Origin of the sequence: Dorea longicatena (assembly GCF_025150085.1) — a bacterium.
Lineage (GTDB): Bacteria > Bacillota > Clostridia > Lachnospirales > Lachnospiraceae > Dorea_A > Dorea_A longicatena.
In genome coordinates, this window is sequence record NZ_CP102280.1 from 591,700 (window position 1) to 609,767 (window position 18,068).

General features: G+C 41.4%; 13 protein-coding genes. 12 read left to right on the forward strand and 1 reads right to left on the reverse strand.

What is annotated here, in order from left to right; all coding sequences use genetic code 11:
- The first annotated feature begins 75 nt into the window (after window positions 1-75).
- The 7 genes from NQ508_RS02885 (at window position 76) to NQ508_RS02915 (ending at window position 9,014) form a co-directional block, all read left to right on the forward strand.
- On the forward strand, window positions 76-1,668 hold the full coding sequence (locus NQ508_RS02885; protein ID WP_022415822.1) for a response regulator transcription factor: 1,593 nt from the start codon (window positions 76-78) through the stop codon (window positions 1,666-1,668).
- Complete coding sequence (locus NQ508_RS02890) at window positions 1,665-3,443, forward strand: sensor histidine kinase (protein WP_006427878.1); 1,779 nt, start codon at window positions 1,665-1,667, stop codon at window positions 3,441-3,443. The genes NQ508_RS02885 and NQ508_RS02890 overlap by 4 nt, the downstream gene beginning before the upstream one ends.
- Window positions 3,433-4,713: an ABC transporter substrate-binding protein gene (locus NQ508_RS02895; RefSeq protein WP_242654758.1), complete on the forward strand. Its 1,281-nt coding sequence runs from the start codon at window positions 3,433-3,435 to the stop codon at window positions 4,711-4,713. The genes NQ508_RS02890 and NQ508_RS02895 overlap by 11 nt, the downstream gene beginning before the upstream one ends.
- A 118-nt stretch (window positions 4,714-4,831) precedes the next feature.
- The gene (locus NQ508_RS02900) at window positions 4,832-6,130 is read left to right on the forward strand and encodes an ABC transporter substrate-binding protein (RefSeq protein ID WP_006427876.1); all 1,299 of its coding nucleotides are present in this window, start codon (window positions 4,832-4,834) and stop codon (window positions 6,128-6,130) included.
- Between the two features lie 134 nt (window positions 6,131-6,264).
- The gene (locus NQ508_RS02905) at window positions 6,265-7,107 is read left to right on the forward strand and encodes a carbohydrate ABC transporter permease (RefSeq protein ID WP_044920163.1); all 843 of its coding nucleotides are present in this window, start codon (window positions 6,265-6,267) and stop codon (window positions 7,105-7,107) included.
- Window positions 7,107-7,946, forward strand: coding sequence for a carbohydrate ABC transporter permease (locus NQ508_RS02910; protein ID WP_006427874.1), 840 nt, complete (start codon window positions 7,107-7,109; stop codon window positions 7,944-7,946). The genes NQ508_RS02905 and NQ508_RS02910 overlap by 1 nt, the downstream gene beginning before the upstream one ends.
- A gap of 168 nt (window positions 7,947-8,114) precedes the next feature.
- The gene (locus tag NQ508_RS02915) at window positions 8,115-9,014 is read left to right on the forward strand and encodes a LysR family transcriptional regulator (protein WP_006427873.1); all 900 of its coding nucleotides are present in this window, start codon (window positions 8,115-8,117) and stop codon (window positions 9,012-9,014) included.
- A 134-nt stretch (window positions 9,015-9,148) separates the two neighbouring features.
- Here the strand turns inward: NQ508_RS02915 and NQ508_RS02920 are convergent, their stop codons facing one another.
- A complete protein-coding gene (locus NQ508_RS02920) occupies window positions 9,149-11,524 on the reverse strand; it encodes a phosphoketolase family protein (protein ID WP_006427872.1) in 2,376 nt (791 codons plus the stop codon).
- 515 nt (window positions 11,525-12,039) lie between these two features.
- On the opposite strand from NQ508_RS02920, the gene NQ508_RS02925 reads away from it, so the two are divergent.
- The 5 genes from NQ508_RS02925 to NQ508_RS02945 all read left to right on the forward strand — a co-directional run bounded on the left by NQ508_RS02925 (window position 12,040) and on the right by NQ508_RS02945 (window position 17,921).
- Window positions 12,040-13,197 carry a sugar ABC transporter substrate-binding protein gene (locus NQ508_RS02925; RefSeq protein WP_006427869.1) on the forward strand — a complete coding sequence of 386 codons (1,158 nt, stop codon included), beginning with the start codon at window positions 12,040-12,042 and terminating at the stop codon, window positions 13,195-13,197.
- A gap of 99 nt (window positions 13,198-13,296) precedes the next feature.
- Window positions 13,297-14,247, forward strand: coding sequence for an ABC transporter permease (locus tag NQ508_RS02930; RefSeq protein ID WP_022415810.1), 951 nt, complete (start codon window positions 13,297-13,299; stop codon window positions 14,245-14,247).
- A 19-nt stretch (window positions 14,248-14,266) separates the two neighbouring features.
- Window positions 14,267-15,766, forward strand: coding sequence for a sugar ABC transporter ATP-binding protein (locus NQ508_RS02935; protein WP_006427865.1), 1,500 nt, complete (start codon window positions 14,267-14,269; stop codon window positions 15,764-15,766).
- A 10-nt stretch (window positions 15,767-15,776) separates the two neighbouring features.
- Window positions 15,777-16,748 (forward strand): ABC transporter permease, encoded by a 972-nt coding sequence (locus NQ508_RS02940; RefSeq protein ID WP_006427863.1) that lies wholly within the window; start codon window positions 15,777-15,779, stop codon window positions 16,746-16,748.
- A gap of 72 nt (window positions 16,749-16,820) precedes the next feature.
- On the forward strand, window positions 16,821-17,921 hold the full coding sequence (locus NQ508_RS02945; protein ID WP_006427861.1) for a GntR family transcriptional regulator: 1,101 nt from the start codon (window positions 16,821-16,823) through the stop codon (window positions 17,919-17,921).
- Window positions 17,922-18,068: the final 147 nt, after the last annotated feature.

An 18,068-nucleotide genomic window follows, 5' to 3' on the forward strand; every position in this document is an offset into this window, starting at 1 on the left:
AGAAAAAGTATAAAAAATTATAGAATGAGACTGTAATATGTTAAGATGGTATTAATAAAAGGTATGAGGTGTACTATGGGGTTGTTAAAACTGGTGATCGTAGATGATGAGCCGATCCTGCTGGAGGGTCTGGTAAAGACGTATGACTGGAACGGTATGGGATATGAGGTGGTTGGTTTTGCGCAGAGCGGAGAGCAGGCGTTAAAGGTAATACGTGAAAAAAAACCACACGTAGTGCTGACAGACATCAGGATGAAACAGATTTCCGGACTTATGGTAATGGAAGAAATCAAGAAAGAGAACCCGGAATGTCAGTTCGTGGTATTAAGTGCATACAGGGATTTTGAATATGCGAAGAAGGCATGTGATCTGGGGGCATTCGCATATCTTCTGAAGCCGATTGAAGATGAAAAATTACAGGCGACGATGACAGATGTCGGTAAAATCTGTGAAGATCAGATCAGAAATGAGGAAAAGTATGACCGCTGGGAGAGACTTCTGAAAAAGGACGGAGATGGATTTTTGCAGGTTGTCGTGCAAAAATATGTCCAGAACCGGCTGCCGGAAGAAAAAGTAGATGAAGTCTTCCATACGCTGCAGGATGTCATGAAGGAAGGAGACCGGTTTATTACAGTATATGCAGATCTTGATCTGGCCTATAAGATTACCAATGAACTGGAATATGAAGCCTCGAGATTTTCCATGGTCAGAATGATTGAAGAAAAGATCGCAGAGAGATTCACATACTGGAAATTCGAAAGTGAAGAAGGACATCGTACATTTATTGTAAAGACGCAGGAGAACACAGCGGTACATGAGCTGAAAGAACTACTGGAAGAGGTAAAAAAAGAAGAGAACAGCCCGGTTATTGCAGCAATATCCAAACCATATAAAGGGATCCGCGGAATCAGAAGAAGTTTCGAAGAAGCGCAGAGATTGTTCGCTGTTACAAATGCATCCGGAGCGGGAGTATTTACAATCCCGGAGACTGTTGAAGAAAAAGAGGAAAGCCCATATCCGGCGGAGGCAGAGATGATGGTGGTCAACAGCGTGCGGAAGAACGACGCCGTACAGTTAAAGCAGGCATTTGTACATTTTATTTACCAACTGCCACACAGAGAAGAACTGCAATGCCAGTATATGCACAAGATCATGGTAAAGACAGAATTCATGTTAAAAGACAGTTACGGGATGGACGAATCACTGAATCAGCAATTTGAAAATTATTATTCGAATATGAGAAACTTAAAGGCGGCAAAAGCAGTGGATGTCTGTTACAAGATTCTGGGAACTGCTATTGAAAAAAGACTGGAAAATGCAGAAAAGAAAGAGAATAAGGGATCAAAAGAATACATTGCAGCGGCTGTGGCATATATAGATGAACATCTGGATAATGAAGATCTTTCGATTGTATCAGTGGCGACACATGTATATCTGAATCCGGTATATTTTGGACGGGTATTCAAGAATACCTTTCATATGACATTCAAACAATATCTGCTGCAGCGTAGAATGGAGCTGGCAAAGAGACTGCTGGAAGACGGAAGAACCAGCATCGGTAATATCTGCGAGCAGGTCGGAATCAGTAATCCATCCTATTTTTCGCATTTGTTTAAAGAATATACAGGACAGCTTCCGAGAGATTACAAAAGGGAATATGAAGTATGAAAAAAAGTAAAATGTCAGGAATCCAGAAAAAGTATCTGAAGTATATGTGTACGCTTCTGATACTGGCACTGGTTCTTTCAAGCATCTGTGTATGGACTTATGTCAGACGGAATATGACAGATGTGATTGTGGATAAGTATGAATTCATGAATGAAAAGATGGGGATAGCCCTGGATAATCTCTACCGGAAGACGGATGCCGTGACAGCAGAGATCATCTTGGAAAATGATGTGCAGAAGAGTCTGAGGAATAAAGAACTGCAGGAAGTAGAGAAGAATGCACTGAGCAAATATTTTGCATATATAGATCTGAATCATGTCGCTGATTACTGCTACATTGATAATAAAAGAAATGTTTACGAAAAATCCTATTCCCAGATTGGTTATTCGGATTTTCAAAGCAGCGGTCTGCGTGAGAAAATGGGGGATGAATATGCGAAGACGCAGTGGATATGGACCCGGGATTACCTGTTTGGTACGGGGGACGAAGCTTTGTTTATCGGAAGATATGTGAACAGTATGGATTACGCACATGAACCTGGAATCGTGTATCTGAAGATGAATCAACAGTTTCTGGAAAGTGTTATGGATAAAGACAGGAAGATTGCAAAAGATGTTGCAGTGGGAATCATAAGTCCGGAAGGAAAGACTTGCATCCGGCAGGAACCGGAAGATCTCAGTATCGAAAAAAGGACAATGAAGAAGATTACGGAACTGACCAGAACGAAAAAATCCGGTGTGATCGTGCGGGGAAAAAAGATAGAAGGCGGGATTTTACAGGCATACCGGCAGGAAGAGACAGGGATGGTGATCTTTACACTGGTGCCGGATATGGTATTGAATCAGGGAATGACGCAGATATTGATCGTATTACTCACTATCTATGCGGTGATCGCAGTGCTGGCGTTTGTATTAAGTCTTTATGCATCACAGACATTTACCCGGCCGATCAGACAGATCAGTGATGCCATGACAAGTTTTGATGGAAATGATTTTACACATACCATTCAGATCCATACGGACACAGAACTGGATAAGATCGGGCATGCCTATAACGAGATGTTAAAGAATATCGAAGAGTTCCAGAACGAGGTCAAGAATCAGCAGAAAGAACTAAGAATCAGTGAGATGAATACGCTGATCAGCCAGATCAATCCGCATTTTCTCTATAATACCCTGGATACCATCTATATGCTGGCGCGGATCAACGGGGAAGAGAAGACGATGAAGATGATACAGGCACTGTCAAAGTATCTGCGTCTGTCACTGAGCAAAGGACGTGAGATTGTGACAGTAGAAGACGAGCTGGAAAATGTAAAAAGTTATATGGAGATCCAGCAGATCCGCAATGAGAATCTGTTCCGTTATGAGATCGAATGTGCAGAAGAACTGAAAACAAGGTGGATATTAAAGCTGATCTTACAGCCAATTGTGGAAAATGCAGTCAAATATGGATTTTGTGATATCTTCGAAGGCGGTCTGATAAGGATCAGTGTCACTGAACAGGCAGGACAGCTTACATTCAGTGTCTATAATAACGGAACTCCGATGGAAGAGCAGATGGCGGAGAAGTTAAACGGACTGTCAGAGATACCGGTGTCAAAAATGAAAGACAGTTTTGAAGACAAAAAACATGGTTATGGTGTGATAAATATTATTACGCGACTGCGGTTAAAGTATGGGGAGGATGTGAGATTTTTCTATGAATCGGATACAAATGGAACCGTCTGTGTTATCCAGATCCCGGATGACGGGAAAGAAAACAGTGAACAGTAGACGGATTATGGCAGCAGTGATGGTGATCGTCATGCTGGCAGCACTGACCGGCTGTGTGGGAAAAGAGGATACACAGACCAGAAAAAAGAATAAAGTAGTAGAGATCCCAATGATCCTTACCGTAGATTCCAGTACCGGTAATAAGAATGAAGAGGAAGTGGTGGAGCGGTTCAACAGGGCATACAAAGGGAAGTATCATATAGATGTGGACTGGGTGATGGAGACAGAGGAAGAATACCGGAAGAATCTGAAACGTATGAATGTGACAGATGAATTACCGGCTATTATCACTGATCTGCGTATGCTTCCGTCTTTCTATCAGATGATGATCAAGAAAGGCAGGATTGAGGACCTGACACCTTACATTAACGAAGATCAGGAATGGAAAGATATGATCGAACCGTCAGTAATGGAATCGGTCCGGGAAGAGGATGGAAAGATTTATCTGGGTCCGGTCAGCACGGCGGCATTCGCCTGTTCAGGGGTTTTCTGGAACCGGGAGTTATTTGAACAGGCAGGAATCAGCAGATTTCCTGAGACATGGGAAGAGTTCTGGAAATGTTGTGAGAAACTGAAAGCAGCAGGGATCACGCCGCTTGCCCTGCATACGGAAGGGACGGCATGGGCCGCAATGCTGCTTGCAACAGCAGAAGTAGCAGGAAGTGAAGAAGGTGCGGCATTCATGAAGCAATTATATCCGGATACCTATCAGAATGAACCGGGGCTGGAGATAGCCGGTACATTAAAAAAATTATTCCAATATACGACCCAGGATGCATTACATAATGATTTTGACGTAGCTTATGATAATTTCGTGGCAGGAAATGCAGCGATGATACCTAATGGTTACTGGATGATTGATAAGATTCCGGAGGAAATGCAGAAAAAAGTATGTTTTTCTACATTTCCTGAAAATAAACTGATAGGCTCACCGGAGACATTCGGCTGGGCAGTTGTATCAACTTATAGTGAAAAGGTGAAAAAAGGAGCAGTTGAGTTCCTCAAATTCAGAACGAAATTGAATAAAGAACAGAAAGAAGAATTGCTGAACAGCAGGACAAGACAGGAAGGGACGCTGTTGGATGATTATCTGAAGGCTTATACGGGAAATCCACAGATCGTACCGAATTATCAGGTGAAGTGGAATTCACTGCTGCAGGAGAATGTACTGGGAGAATGTCTGGCGGAACTGGTACAGGGAAAGATAACGGAGCAGGAATTCACGCAGGCAGAAGACGAAAGCATCCGGCAGTTTGAAGAAGAACAATAGATATGTTTTTTTGTATATCAGGTTGTTTTATTGATACAGGGTTTGAGCGCATTTCTGTTAATATAATGACAACAAGAGAAACGAAGGTTTCAAAAAAGAAAGGCGAGGGAAATGAATTATGAAAATGCGTAAAGTTGTATCAGCAATGCTGGTAGCAGCCATGGCAACAGGAATGGTTGCAGGATGTGGAAGCTCTTCTGACAGCAAGTCAGACAAGAAAGATGCAAAAGGAAAAGTATACTACTTAAACTTCAAACCAGAACAGGATGAGCAGTGGCAGGATCTGGCAAAAGAGTATACAAAAGAAACAGGAGTGGATGTAACAGTACTTACAGCAGCATCCGGAGAATACGAAAAGACATTAAAATCTGAGATGGCTAAGAGCAATGCCCCGACACTGTTCCAGGTAAACGGACCGGTTGGACTTGCAAGCTGGAAAGATTACTGCTACGATCTGAAAGATTCTGATGTTGCAAAACAGCTGACAAGTGATGATTTCGCACTGATGGACGGCGACAAGATGTCAGGAATCGCATACGTAATAGAAAGCTACGGAATCATTTACAACAAAGAACTGTTAAAGAAAGCAGGATACTCAGCTGATGATATCACTAACTTTGACAGCTTCAAGAAAGTTGTAGAAGATATCACAGCAAATAAGGACAAACTTGGATTCTCAGCATTTACATCCGCTGGTATGGACGGATCATCTGACTGGAGATTCAAAACTCATCTGGCAAACCTTCCAATCTACTATGAATACAAAGATGAAGGAATCGATAACACAGATGCTATCAAAGGAACATACCTTGATAACTACCGTCAGATCTGGGATCTCTACATCAACAACGCTACCTGCAAACCAACAGAACTTTCTACAAAGACAGCTGACGATGCAACAGCAGATTTCGTAACAGGTGATGCAGTCTTCTACCAGAATGGTACATGGGAATATAACAACATCAAAGACGTCGGAGATGACAATCTTGGAATCCTTCCAATCTACATCGGTGTAGAAGGCGAAGAAGATCAGGGAATCTGTACAGGTACAGAGAACTACTGGTGTGTAAACTCCAAAGCATCTGAAGACGACATTCAGGCAACACTTGATTTCATGAACTGGTGTGTAACATCTGATGATGGTGTAAAGGCAATGTGCAAAGACATGGGATTCACAATTCCATTTAAGAAGAACCTGAAATCAGACAACGTACTTGTTAACGAAGCAAACAAATATACAGAAGACGGAAAGACTCCTGTATCTTGGAACTTCTCAACAATGCCATCAGAAGAGTGGAAGAACGGAGTGGGTTCTGCACTGACAAGTTACGCAGCAGATCCGACAGATGCAAACTGGGCAAAAGTTACAACAGCATTCGTTGACGGATGGGCAAAAGAAGCTGCAGCAGCAAAATAAAAATAAAAATGTAACAATCAAAATAGTTATATGAAGTGAGTAGTGGCGGGCGGTTGCAAGAAACACCCGCCGCTTTTATGAAAAAGTGCAGGGAAATGAAGCGGAGATTCTCTGCATGGAAGGAGGAATTTATTATGGAAAAATCCATCAAACGTTATATGCCGATTTTCGTGCTTCCAACGTTTTTTGCATTTATTCTTGGCTTTATCGTTCCTTTTATTATGGGAATCTGGCTTTCATTTTGTAAATTTACAACCGTAACAGACGCGAAATTCGTAGGATTTTCAAATTACATAGAAGCACTGAAAGATACGGCATTCCGTCATTCATTCTGGTATACCGTACTGTTCGCGATTGCATCTCTTCTGATCATTAACATCATAGCATTTGCACTTGCAATGGCACTGACAAAAGAAATGCATGGAACAAATGTCTTCCGTACGGTCTTCTTCATGCCGAACCTGATCGGTGGTATCGTACTTGGATATATCTGGCAGCTGATCTTTAACGGAGTTCTTTCCAGATATGGTACCGCACTTGCTCTGAATGAGTGGTATGGCTTCTGGGGACTGATCATTCTGGTCAGCTGGCAGCAGATCGGTTATATGATGATCATCTATATTGCTGGTCTTCAGTCTATTCCTGGTGATGTCATTGAAGCAGCAGAGATTGACGGAGCAAATAAGATCCAGACATTATTCAAGGTAACAATCCCGATGATGATGCCATCGATCACGATCTGTATGTTCCTGTCAATTACAAACGGATTCAAGTTATTCGATCAGAACCTGTCCCTGACAGCCGGTGAACCGTCTAAGATGTCTGAGATGATGGCGCTTAATATCTTCAATACGTTCTACGGACGTACCGGATGGGAAGGAGTCGGACAGGCGAAGGCAGTCATCTTCTTTGCAATCGTAGTTGTGATCGGTATGATCCAGTTACGTGCAACACGTTCTAAGGAGGTACAGCAGTAATGAAGAAAAAGACAAGTAAATTAAGCTGGTTTGGAACAGGTGCATTTACGATCATCGGTATTGTATATATCATGCCGATCCTGATCGTGCTGATCAACTCATTTAAAAATAAAGTATTTATCAACAAAGAACCATTCAAACTCCCGACAAAGCAGACATGGGTAGGAATCGATAACTTCCTGTCCGCAATTGACAAATATGAACTGCTGAGTGCAGTCGGCTGGACTGTATTTATCACAGTTGGTTCCGTACTTGTGATCCTTGTATGTACTTCTATGTGTGCATGGTATATTACAAGAGTAAACAGTAAGTTTACAAAACTGTTATATTTACTCTGCGTATTTTCCATGGTTGTTCCGTTCCAGATGGTTATGTTCACCTTATCGCTGGTAGCTGACCGTACCGGTCTTCGTACACCTTGGGGAATCATCATCATTTACCTCGGATTTGGTGCAGGTCTTGCAGTATTCATGTTCTGCGGATTTGTAAAATCTATTCCACTGGAAATTGAAGAAGCAGCAATGATCGACGGATGTACACCACTTCGAACCTTTTTCTCTGTTGTACTTCCGATCATGAAGCCGACATACATTTCCGTAGGAATCCTGGAGACGATGTGGATCTGGAACGACTTCCTGCTTCCATACCTGGTACTGGATCTGAATAAGTATAAGACAATCTCAATTGCGATCCAGTATATGAAGGGAAGTTATGGACGTGTAGATATGGGTGCTGTTATGGCAGCGCTGATCCTTGCGGTAATTCCGGTAGTTATCTTCTATCTGGCTTGTCAGAAGCATATTATCAAAGGTGTTGCAGCCGGAGCTGTAAAAGGTTAATAAGATAAGAACAAAAAAGAGATTTGGCATTTGGATATGTCAGATCTCTTTTTGAATATGTAAAAGTATATAAAAAAAGTTGACAGCGGTGGAGAAGGAAGATATCACTTGACATTTTTCACTTATTTTTTAAAATATAGTGAGAGATGAAGAGGAGTAGTTTTTATTATGAATTCAAATTTTGAATATTACAAAATATTTTATTATGTAGCAAAATATGAAAATCTTACCAAGGCGGCAACGGTACTGAAGACCAGCCAGCCGGCAGTCACGCGTACCATACACAAACTGGAAAATGAACTTGGCTGCCGCTTATTTACGAGGAGTAAGACCGGAATGCAGCTAACTCCGGAAGGCCGGACATTTTATGGATATGTAGCGGCAGGATGTGCCCAGTTTTTCAAAGGAGAGAATGATCTGAGTAATCTGATCTCGCTGGAGAACGGAACGATCTATATCAGCGCTACGGAGACGGCACTTCACTGTTATCTTTTTCAGGCAATGGAAGAATTCAACAGCCTGTATCCGAATGTGAGGTTTAAGATTCTGAATAACAGTACGACAGAGTCGGTGAATGCAGTAAAAGAAGGAAAAGTAGACCTTGCATTTGTATCGGCGAACCTTCAGGTAGCAAAACCTCTTCGGATGAAGATTCTGAGAAAATATCATGATATCCTGATCAGTGGAAACAGATTTGGAGAATTAAAGGATGATGGGAAAGAGGTCTCGCTTAAGGAACTGGTGTCCTATCCGTGGATCAGTCTGACTGCAGAGACGATTACCAGACGTTTTCTAAATGAATATTTTGAAAAGAACAGTCTGACATTTACACCGGATATGGAGCTTGCAACGACGGATATGATACTTCCGGCGGTAAGGCACAATCTGGGACTTGGTTTCATCCCGGCGGAATTTGCAGATTCGGAACTTAAGTCCGGACAGGTATTTGAGATCAAAGTGAAAGAAAAGCTGCCGGAACGTAATATCATACTGATCTACGACATGGAATATCCGCAAAGTATCGCGGCAAAAGAATTTCAGAAATTCCTGAAAGAAAAAGAAATGTAAAAACCCGGAAGCTTACATAAATTCGGATGATCAATAATGATCAGATAAAAGATAAAGGTATCGAATTGGAGTAAAATATTGTAAGCTTCCGGGCTTTTATTATATTAAAACAAACTAATCAATAGAGGACTTTTTTATTTATGCCACTCCCAGTTACGGATCTCTTCAAGATCCTGTCCGTATTCGGCAATGTACTGTTTGTGCTCAACCAGCTTGTCGTTCATCTTCTGGATCAGGAATGATCCCTTGTTGCCAAGCTGTGGCAAGTGCATGATAGCATCTTTTACCAGGTTGAAACGGTCGATCTGGTTCTGTACACGCATATCGAATGGTGTAGTGATCGTTCCTTCTTCCTGATATCCATGAACGGAAATATTGTGGTTGTTACGTTCGTATGTAAGTTCATGGATCAGTGTCGGATATCCGTGGAATGCGAAGATGATCGGTTTATCTTTTGTAAAGATTGCATCATATTCTGCATCACTTAATCCGTGTGGATGTTTGTGATCTGATTCCATCTTGAACAGGTCAACAACGTTAACAACACGAATCTTGAGTTCTGGCATTTCATCACGAAGAATTGTAACAGCAGCCATTGTTTCAAGAGTTGGTGTGTCACCGCAGCAAGCCATAACAACATCTGGTTCTTCACCACAGTCGTTACTTGCCCAATCCCAGATACCGATACCCTGCGTACAGTGCTTAACAGCCTGTTCCATAGATAACCACTGGCAGCTTGGGTGTTTTGAAGCTACGATAGCGTTGACATAGTTCTTGCTCTTGATACAGTGATCGAAGCAAGAGAGTAAGCAGTTAGCATCCGGTGGGAGATACATGCGGACAACATCTGCTTTTTTATTAGCGATGTGATCCAGGAATCCTGGGTCCTGATGTGTAAATCCGTTGTGATCCTGCTGCCATACATTTGATGTCAGGATGAAGTTAAGAGAAGCAATTGGCTGTCTCCATGAAAGCTGGTTACATACTTTTAACCATTTTGCATGCTGAGCTGCCATAGAGTCAACGATACGGATGAATGCTTCGTAACTTGCGAAGAATCCGTGACGTCCTGTTAACAGATAACCTTCCAGCCATCCTTCACACATATGCTCACTTAACATACCATCCATGATACGTCCGTTTCTTGCAAGACAATCGTCTGTGTCAAGAAGTCCGGCATTCCAGTCACGGTTCTGTGTTTCAAATACTTTGTATAAACGGTTAGACATACTTTCGTCAGGTCCGAAGATACGGAAGTTCTTGTTCTCTTCGTTTAATTCGAAGATGTCACGGATATATCCACCAAGTTCGATCATATCCTGAGCCTTTGTCTTACCTGGTTCAACTTCGATTCCATAAGAACGGAAATCAGGAAGTCTTAAGTCTTTTAATAATAATCCACCATTTGCATGTGGGTTAGCTCCGAGACGGGCATCTCCCTTAGGTGCAAGTTCCGCAAGTTCTGGGATCAGGTGTCCGTTTTCATCGAAGAGTTCTTCCGGATGATAGCTTTCCAGCCACTCTTTTAAGAGTTCCAGATGTTCTGGACTTTCCATTGTAAGTGGTACCTGATGTGCACGGAAAGATCCTTCGATCTGCTGTCCATCTACAACCTTTGGTCCAGTCCATCCCTTTGGTGTACGCAGAACGATCATTGGCCATGCCGGACGTTCTGGATCATTGTTCTCACGTGCATTTTTCTGGATTGCTTTGATCTCTTCGATAACAGTATCCATTGTTTCTGCCATCTTCTTGTGCATTGTCATCGGATCATCGCCTTCTACGAAGTAAGGTTTCCATCCACATCCTTTGAAGAAGTTCTCAACTTCCTCGTGGGAAATACGAGAGAAGATAGTAGGGTTACTGATCTTATATCCATTTAAATGAAGAATTGGAAGTACAGCACCGTCTGTAACTGGGTTCAGGAACTTGTTAGACTGCCATGAAGTAGCTAACGGTCCGGTCTCAGCTTCACCGTCACCAACAACAACAGTTGCGATCAGATCCGGGTTGTCGAATACAGCACCGAATGCATGAGCGATAGAGTATCCAAGCTCTCCACCTTCGTTGATAGATCCTGGTGTCTCTGGTGCACAGTGACTCGGAACTCCACATGGGAATGAGAACTGCTTGAACATCTTCTTCATACCTTCTTCATCTTGGCTGATGTTCGGATATACTTCGCTGTAAGAACCTTCCAGATATGTATTGGCAATTAAGAAGTTTCCGCCATGTCCAGGACCTGATAATAAGATCATATCCAGATCATAACGTTTGATTTCACGGTTGCAGTGTACATAGATAAAGTTCTGTCCTGGGACAGTTCCCCAGTGACCAACGATTTTTTTCTTGATCTGATCCATTGTAAGTGGCTCTTTTAAGAGCGGATTGTCAAGAAGATATAACTGACCGGCTGACAGATAGTTGGCAGCACGCCAGTAAGCATTCATCTTTTCAAGCATTTCCTGAGATAACGGCTGCTTCTCAAGACATGTTTTTGTGTCTTCCATATTCTTACCTCTTTCATAAAAACTTTGTGTTAATTATTTAACCAAATGTAGGATATCATAATAAGAACAATACGTAAAATAGCAATTATGCATTAAGATTATAAGTTTTTGATATGGATGTACGGATAAAAATACAAAGGAAGAGAAGTATCTACATATAATAAAAGGATTTAGTTCGAAAAGGATTTAGAGCGAACGAAAAATAAAATACAATCTAATTCGACATATTTGTCAAAAACAATACAAGTAAATGGAAAAATGAAAGTTGTATTGCTTTCTAAAGAAAATATGAAGAAAAAGCCAAAAAGTGCACAAAAAATTCATTTTTTGTTCACAATTATAGCGGCTAAGACTGTCAAAACGCACAAAAAGATAGAAAAACACACATAAAAGCAATGGAAAACAACTTGCAACGATACAACTTTGTGAGAAAAAATGGTTGTATTTTATTGCGAAACCGGACAGGTTAAGTATATAATTGAATCATCAAATAAATAGAAAACGGAGGAGACATTATGAAGAGAGTTCTCAAAAAAGTAACAGCAGCTCTTCTGGCAGCAACAATGGTAGTTGGACTTGCTGCATGTGGAAGCGGCAATGGTGGCTCAGGTAACAAGAGCAGCAAATCAGGAAAGGTTAAAATCGGAGTTTCTATCTGGTCTTCAACAGACGTTCTTGGATCACAGTGTAAGAAGATGCTGGATGCAGCAGCTAAAGCACTGGATGTAGAAGTACAGTATGTTGACCAGGGACATGTATCTGAGAAAGTTACAGCTTCTGTAGAGCAGTTAGCAGCAGCAGGATGCCAGGGAATCATCATCTGTAACTCATCTGATACAGAGATGACATCAGCAATCAAGACATGTAATGATAATAAAGTATATCTTGCACAGTTCTTCCGTGTAATCAGCAAAGAAGACAGTGCAGATATCTACAAAGCAGCAAAAGATTCCGCTTACTACATCGGAGCAGTTCATGAAGATGAACCTGCAAACGGTGCAGAACTTGTTAAGATCCTTCTTGATAAAGGCGATCGTAACATCGGTCTTATCGGCTGGGAGCAGGGAGATGCTACATGGCTCGGAAGATGGAAAGGTTACAAAGCCGGAGTTGAAAAATGGAACAAAGAAAACCCAGACGACAAAGCAAAAATTTCTGAGCCACAGTACGCTGGTACAACTTCAGAAGGTGGATCAAAAGCCGCTGAAGCTTTAATGGCAGCAGATCCTAAGCTTGATGCATTGATCCCAGCTGGTGGTGGTGGAGATCCACTTCAGGGAGCAATCGCAGCAGTTGAACGAGCAGGAAAGACTCAGGACATCGATATCGTTTCTACAGACTTCCTTCCAGACCTTGGAGAAAGACTTCAGAATGGATCAATGGCCGGTGAATCCGGTGGACACTTCTGTGACCCATTGATCGCATTCATGATGGTTTACAATGCAGTCAAAGGTAACTACAAAGACTTCGCTGGTAAATTCGAAGATGTTCCATTCCCATACCTGTATGTATCATCAGCAGATGACTATGCAGCATATGAGAAATATTTCGTAGATCAGCTTCCATACACAGACGATGAATTAGTAGCTATGTCTAAAGAAAGTCTGAAAGAGCTGAAAGCAACTGCAGCAAGCGTATCTATCGCTGATGCAGAAAGCCGTGCTGGTAAATAAACCGGACGCAAGATAACAGAAAATGATTTGGGGGGTGACGTCGCAAGAAAGGCGATGCCACCTTCCCTTTTAAAAAGATAATAAGAAGAGGTAGATAATATGGGCACTACTAAAAAACTCTCAGGAAAGACAATGGGATATGTAATCCTGATCGGTCTTGTAATTGTTTCCTGGGTAATCTTTAAAATATTGACACCACATAACTTCGGCTCATTTTCCAATATGCTCAATTACTTTCAGGCCAGTCTGATTGCCACTGTAGGTGCGGTTGGTTTCTATTTCGTAATGGTAATGGGAATGTTCGATTTCTCTATTGGTGCAAATATCATGCTTTCCGCAATCGTTGGTTGCGTATTGGCAACAAAATTTAATTTAGGATATTTCGGACTGATCGTCGGAGGTATTCTTACAGGCACTATCGTTGGTTTATTAAACGGAATCTTCTATGTAAAATTAAGAATTCCATCTATGATCGTTACAACAGGTCTGGCGCTCATCTATGAGTCGTTAGCAAACTACATGGCAGGTGGTGTGGAACAGACACTTCCGGCACACTTAAGAGCATTCGGACGTATGCCTTGGGATATTATCCTTGCATTGGTAGCATGCGTTGTTGCTTACATATTCTTAAACTACACTAAAATCGGAACTTATACTTATGCAATTGGTAGTGATGAGTTCGTTGCCAAGAACATGGGTATTAATGTTAATAAATACAAGGTACTTGCATTCATCTTAAGTGGTGCATTCCTTGGAGTAATGGCAATTCTGACAATCAGTTATGGTTCTTCAATGGTAGCGGTTACCGGTATGGCATCTATGAGCCGAAACTTCGTACCGACTATGGGATGTTTCTTCGGTCTGGCATTTAAGAAATATGGTATGCCGCTGCAGGCTATTATCATCGGTGAATTCGTAATCAATATTATTTTCTTCGGTTTCATCGCACTTGGTGCTCCTACAGCGATCCAGGACGTTATTACAGGATTTGCACTGCTGATTATCGTTACTCTGACAACAAAGGTTACAAAAGGCGAGATTGTCAAGTAATAGAAGGAGGAAGACAGCAATGAGTGAAGTGAGATTACAGGTAAAACATGTTTCTAAAAACTTCGGTATCACGAAGGCGTTGAAAGATGTGTCATTTAATATCAATAAAGGTGAGGTTCACGCACTGATCGGTGAAAATGGATCCGGTAAATCAACAATGACAAATATGTTGACAGGAATCTATACACTGGAAAGTGGACAGTTCATTCTGGATGGAAAAGAAGTTCATCCGAAGAACCAGGTAGAAGCAAATGAAGAAGGTATTTCTATCATCGTACAGGAACTTGGAACTCTTTCCGGACTGACGGTAGCAGAGAATATCTTCCTTGGACATGAAGATCAGTTCGTTCATCTGGGGATCAAGAATACCGCAGCAATGAACAAAAAAGCAAATGAGCTTTTACAATCCTATGGATTTGATAAGATCAAAGCAGGAGATATGATTGATGATTATAATTTCGAAGACCGTAAACTGGTTGAGATCGTAAAAGCTACATATTTTAATCCTAAGATCGTCGTTGTCGATGAGACGACAACTGCTCTTTCGCAGGAAGGACGTGAAGAACTGTATAAACAGATGAATCGTGTTCGTGACAATGGAAATACGGTTATCTTTATTTCCCATGACCTTCCGGAAATTCTCGACAAATCCGATACAATCACAATCCTCCGGGATGGTGTATATATCGATACGGTTAAGAGTGCAGATGTGAACGAAGATGATCTGAAGAAGCTGATGGTTGGACGTGAGGTAACAGGTGATTACTATCGTTCAGACTATGGTGAAAAAGTATCAGATGAAGTTGTATTATCCGTAAAGAATGTTACAGTTCCAGGACTGATCGAAGATATCAGCTTTGATTTACACAAAGGAGAGATCCTTGGATTCGGTGGTCTGTCAGAATCAGGTATGCATGAGATCGGTAAAGCAATCTTCGGTGCATCTTATGACAGAGAAGGTGAAGTTGTTCTGGCTGACGGAACACACATCAACGATATTCCTACAGCAATTAAGCACAGCATTGCTTATACATCCAAAGACCGTGACAATGAGTCGGTTGTGCTGAATCAGAGTATCGGTGACAATATCTGCTTACCATCATTAGATGAACTTGCTAATAAAGCACATATATTAAGCGATAAGAAACGTAGAGAGTTTGCCGATAAATATGCAAAACAGATGTCTGTAAAGATGAATGATGTAAACCAGTTCGTTTCAAATCTGTCCGGTGGTAACAAACAGAAAGTTGTTCTTGCAAGATGGATCGGAAAAGATTCTGATATCGTTGTTCTGGACAGTCCTACCCGAGGAATCGATATTAAGGTAAAACAGGACATCTATCAGTTGATGAACCAGATGAGAAAGAACGGTAAATCCATCATCATGATCTCAGAAGAGTTGATGGAGCTGATTGGTATGAGTGATCGTATCATTATTATGAAAGATGGAAAAATCAGTGGAGAACTTGAACGTAATCAGAACCTGGATGAAAATGGTCTGATTTCGATGATGGTATAAGGAGGCAACTATGGGAAGTCAAGTAAGTGCAAAAACAAACGATAAGGAGCAGCAGCTTAAGAAAGCGTCTAAGATGGCGATGGTTCGTGCGCTCCTGCCAATCGTAGGATTGGTTGTTATTTTCCTGCTGTTCAATGTCCTGACAGATTTCCGTATGATGGGAAATATGTCACTGGCATTCTCGCAGGTATATGTTACAATGATTGCAGCTATGGGCGTATTCTTCATTATGACGATGGGCGGCCTGGACTTTTCTCAGGGATCTATCCTTGGAATTGCTTCAATCGTTGTATGTATTCTTTCAAAACATGGAATTGCAATTGCAATTCTTGGTGGTATTGCATCAGGTGTGATCATCGGTGCGATCAACGGATACTTCTACGTATACCGTAAGATCAAATCATTCATTGTTACAATTTGTACCATGTTCTTATTCCGTGGATTTATCAAATATATGACAACGAATGCACCTGTTTCCGGTTCTGCAACATTGATCAATTATGACAGTACAGGATTCAAAGTGGCTTGTACAGTAGTTGTTCTGGTTATTGGATTTATCGCATTCCGTTATACAAAATTCGGAACATATTTAAAAGCGATCGGAGCTGGTGAAAAAGCAGCAATGTTCTCAGGAATCCGTACAGACAGAATGAAATTCCTCATGTATGTACTGGCAGGTGCACTGACAGGATTTGCAGCGTTTATCAACGTTATCAAGGTCGGATCTGTTACATCTTCCGGTGGTAACCAGTTAGAGACACAGATCCTGATCGCACTGGTATTAGGTGGTATGCCGATTTCCGGTGGAGCAAAAGTAAGATTTGAAAATATCGTTGTCGGATCTCTTCTTTACGTTGTACTGAACAGTGGACTGACAATGATGGGATTCTCAACACAGATGATGCAGCTGATCCAGGGAGTTGTATTCCTGATCTTCGTAGCAGTATTCGCAGACCGTGAATCACTTACAGTTATCAAATAATAAAATTATTTATTCATTACGGGCAAAGGCATTCTTTGATGTTTTTGCCCGTAATTGGTATATGGAGAGGTTATGAAGAACACGAATCAGGAAGGCTTAAAATATCAAAAATTATATAACTGGGCACATACCTTGATCACGAGTGGAGTGATCAAGAGTATGGATAAGTTTCCTTCAGAGACGAGTCTGCAGAAGAAATTTGGCTATTCCAGACAGACCGTAAGGACAGCACTGCAGCAGCTGGAAGAAGAAGGTCTGATCACCCGTGTGAGGGGAAGTGGAACGTATGTGTCTTATGAGGGACAGTTGATTGATGACAACCGTCCGCAGGTAGGGTTACTTTTGAGCTATTATTCCGAATATCTCTTTCCAGAGGTATATGACGGAATAGAATCATCCCTGAGCGAAAAAGGATATCGGATTGGTGTAGCGGTTACCAAGAATCGTCTGAATGATGAGGCAGCGTATCTGGAAGGAATGCTTAAGAACAATGTATCAGGACTGATCATAGAAGGGTCACGCTCTGCATTTCCGAACCCGAATATCCGTTTGTATGAAGAGATTAAGAAAAGAAATATCCCTACAATTTTTATTCATAACCATTATGAAAATATGGCATTTGACAGTGTGGAAACGTCCGATACACGGGCAGCGTATGAACTTACCAGGATATTGATCGAACATGGACACCGGAAAATTGGAGGAATCCTGAAATATGATGACATGCAGGGGATTGCACGTTATAAGGGATTTATACAGTGTATGTCCGATTATGGCATCAAATACGATGACGACTGTATCCGCTGGTATTCCACAAGAGAAATGGAAGATAAGTTCAGTAAAAAAGGACTTGCACATATTTACCGTCATACCAGGGAGTGTACAGCACTTCTGATCTACAATGACGAAGTCGCATGGGTGTATCTGGAGTTCCTGGAAGAAAGGGGAATACATGTTCCGGAAGATCTGTCTGTTGTATCCTTTGATGATGCGGAATTACAGGATACGACAGATATAAAATTGCTCTCTGCCATACATCCGAAAAATAAGCTGGGGCGGATTACGGGAAATCATCTGCTGCGTATGATGGATGATGAGAACTGGCAGACAAAGAATTATGCATATCGCTTTCCAGCAAAATTAAATGACGGAAATTCGGTGAGAAAGTTATAAAAAATAAATGAGTGGATTGACAGAATATGTGAATGGTGATATTATATTAATATAGTATGTTACTTGTTAGTGAACGAGGCATTAACTATGTATAATTAGTAATATTTATGCAGAGTTAGTGCCTCTTTTTTGTATTTATAATGATGT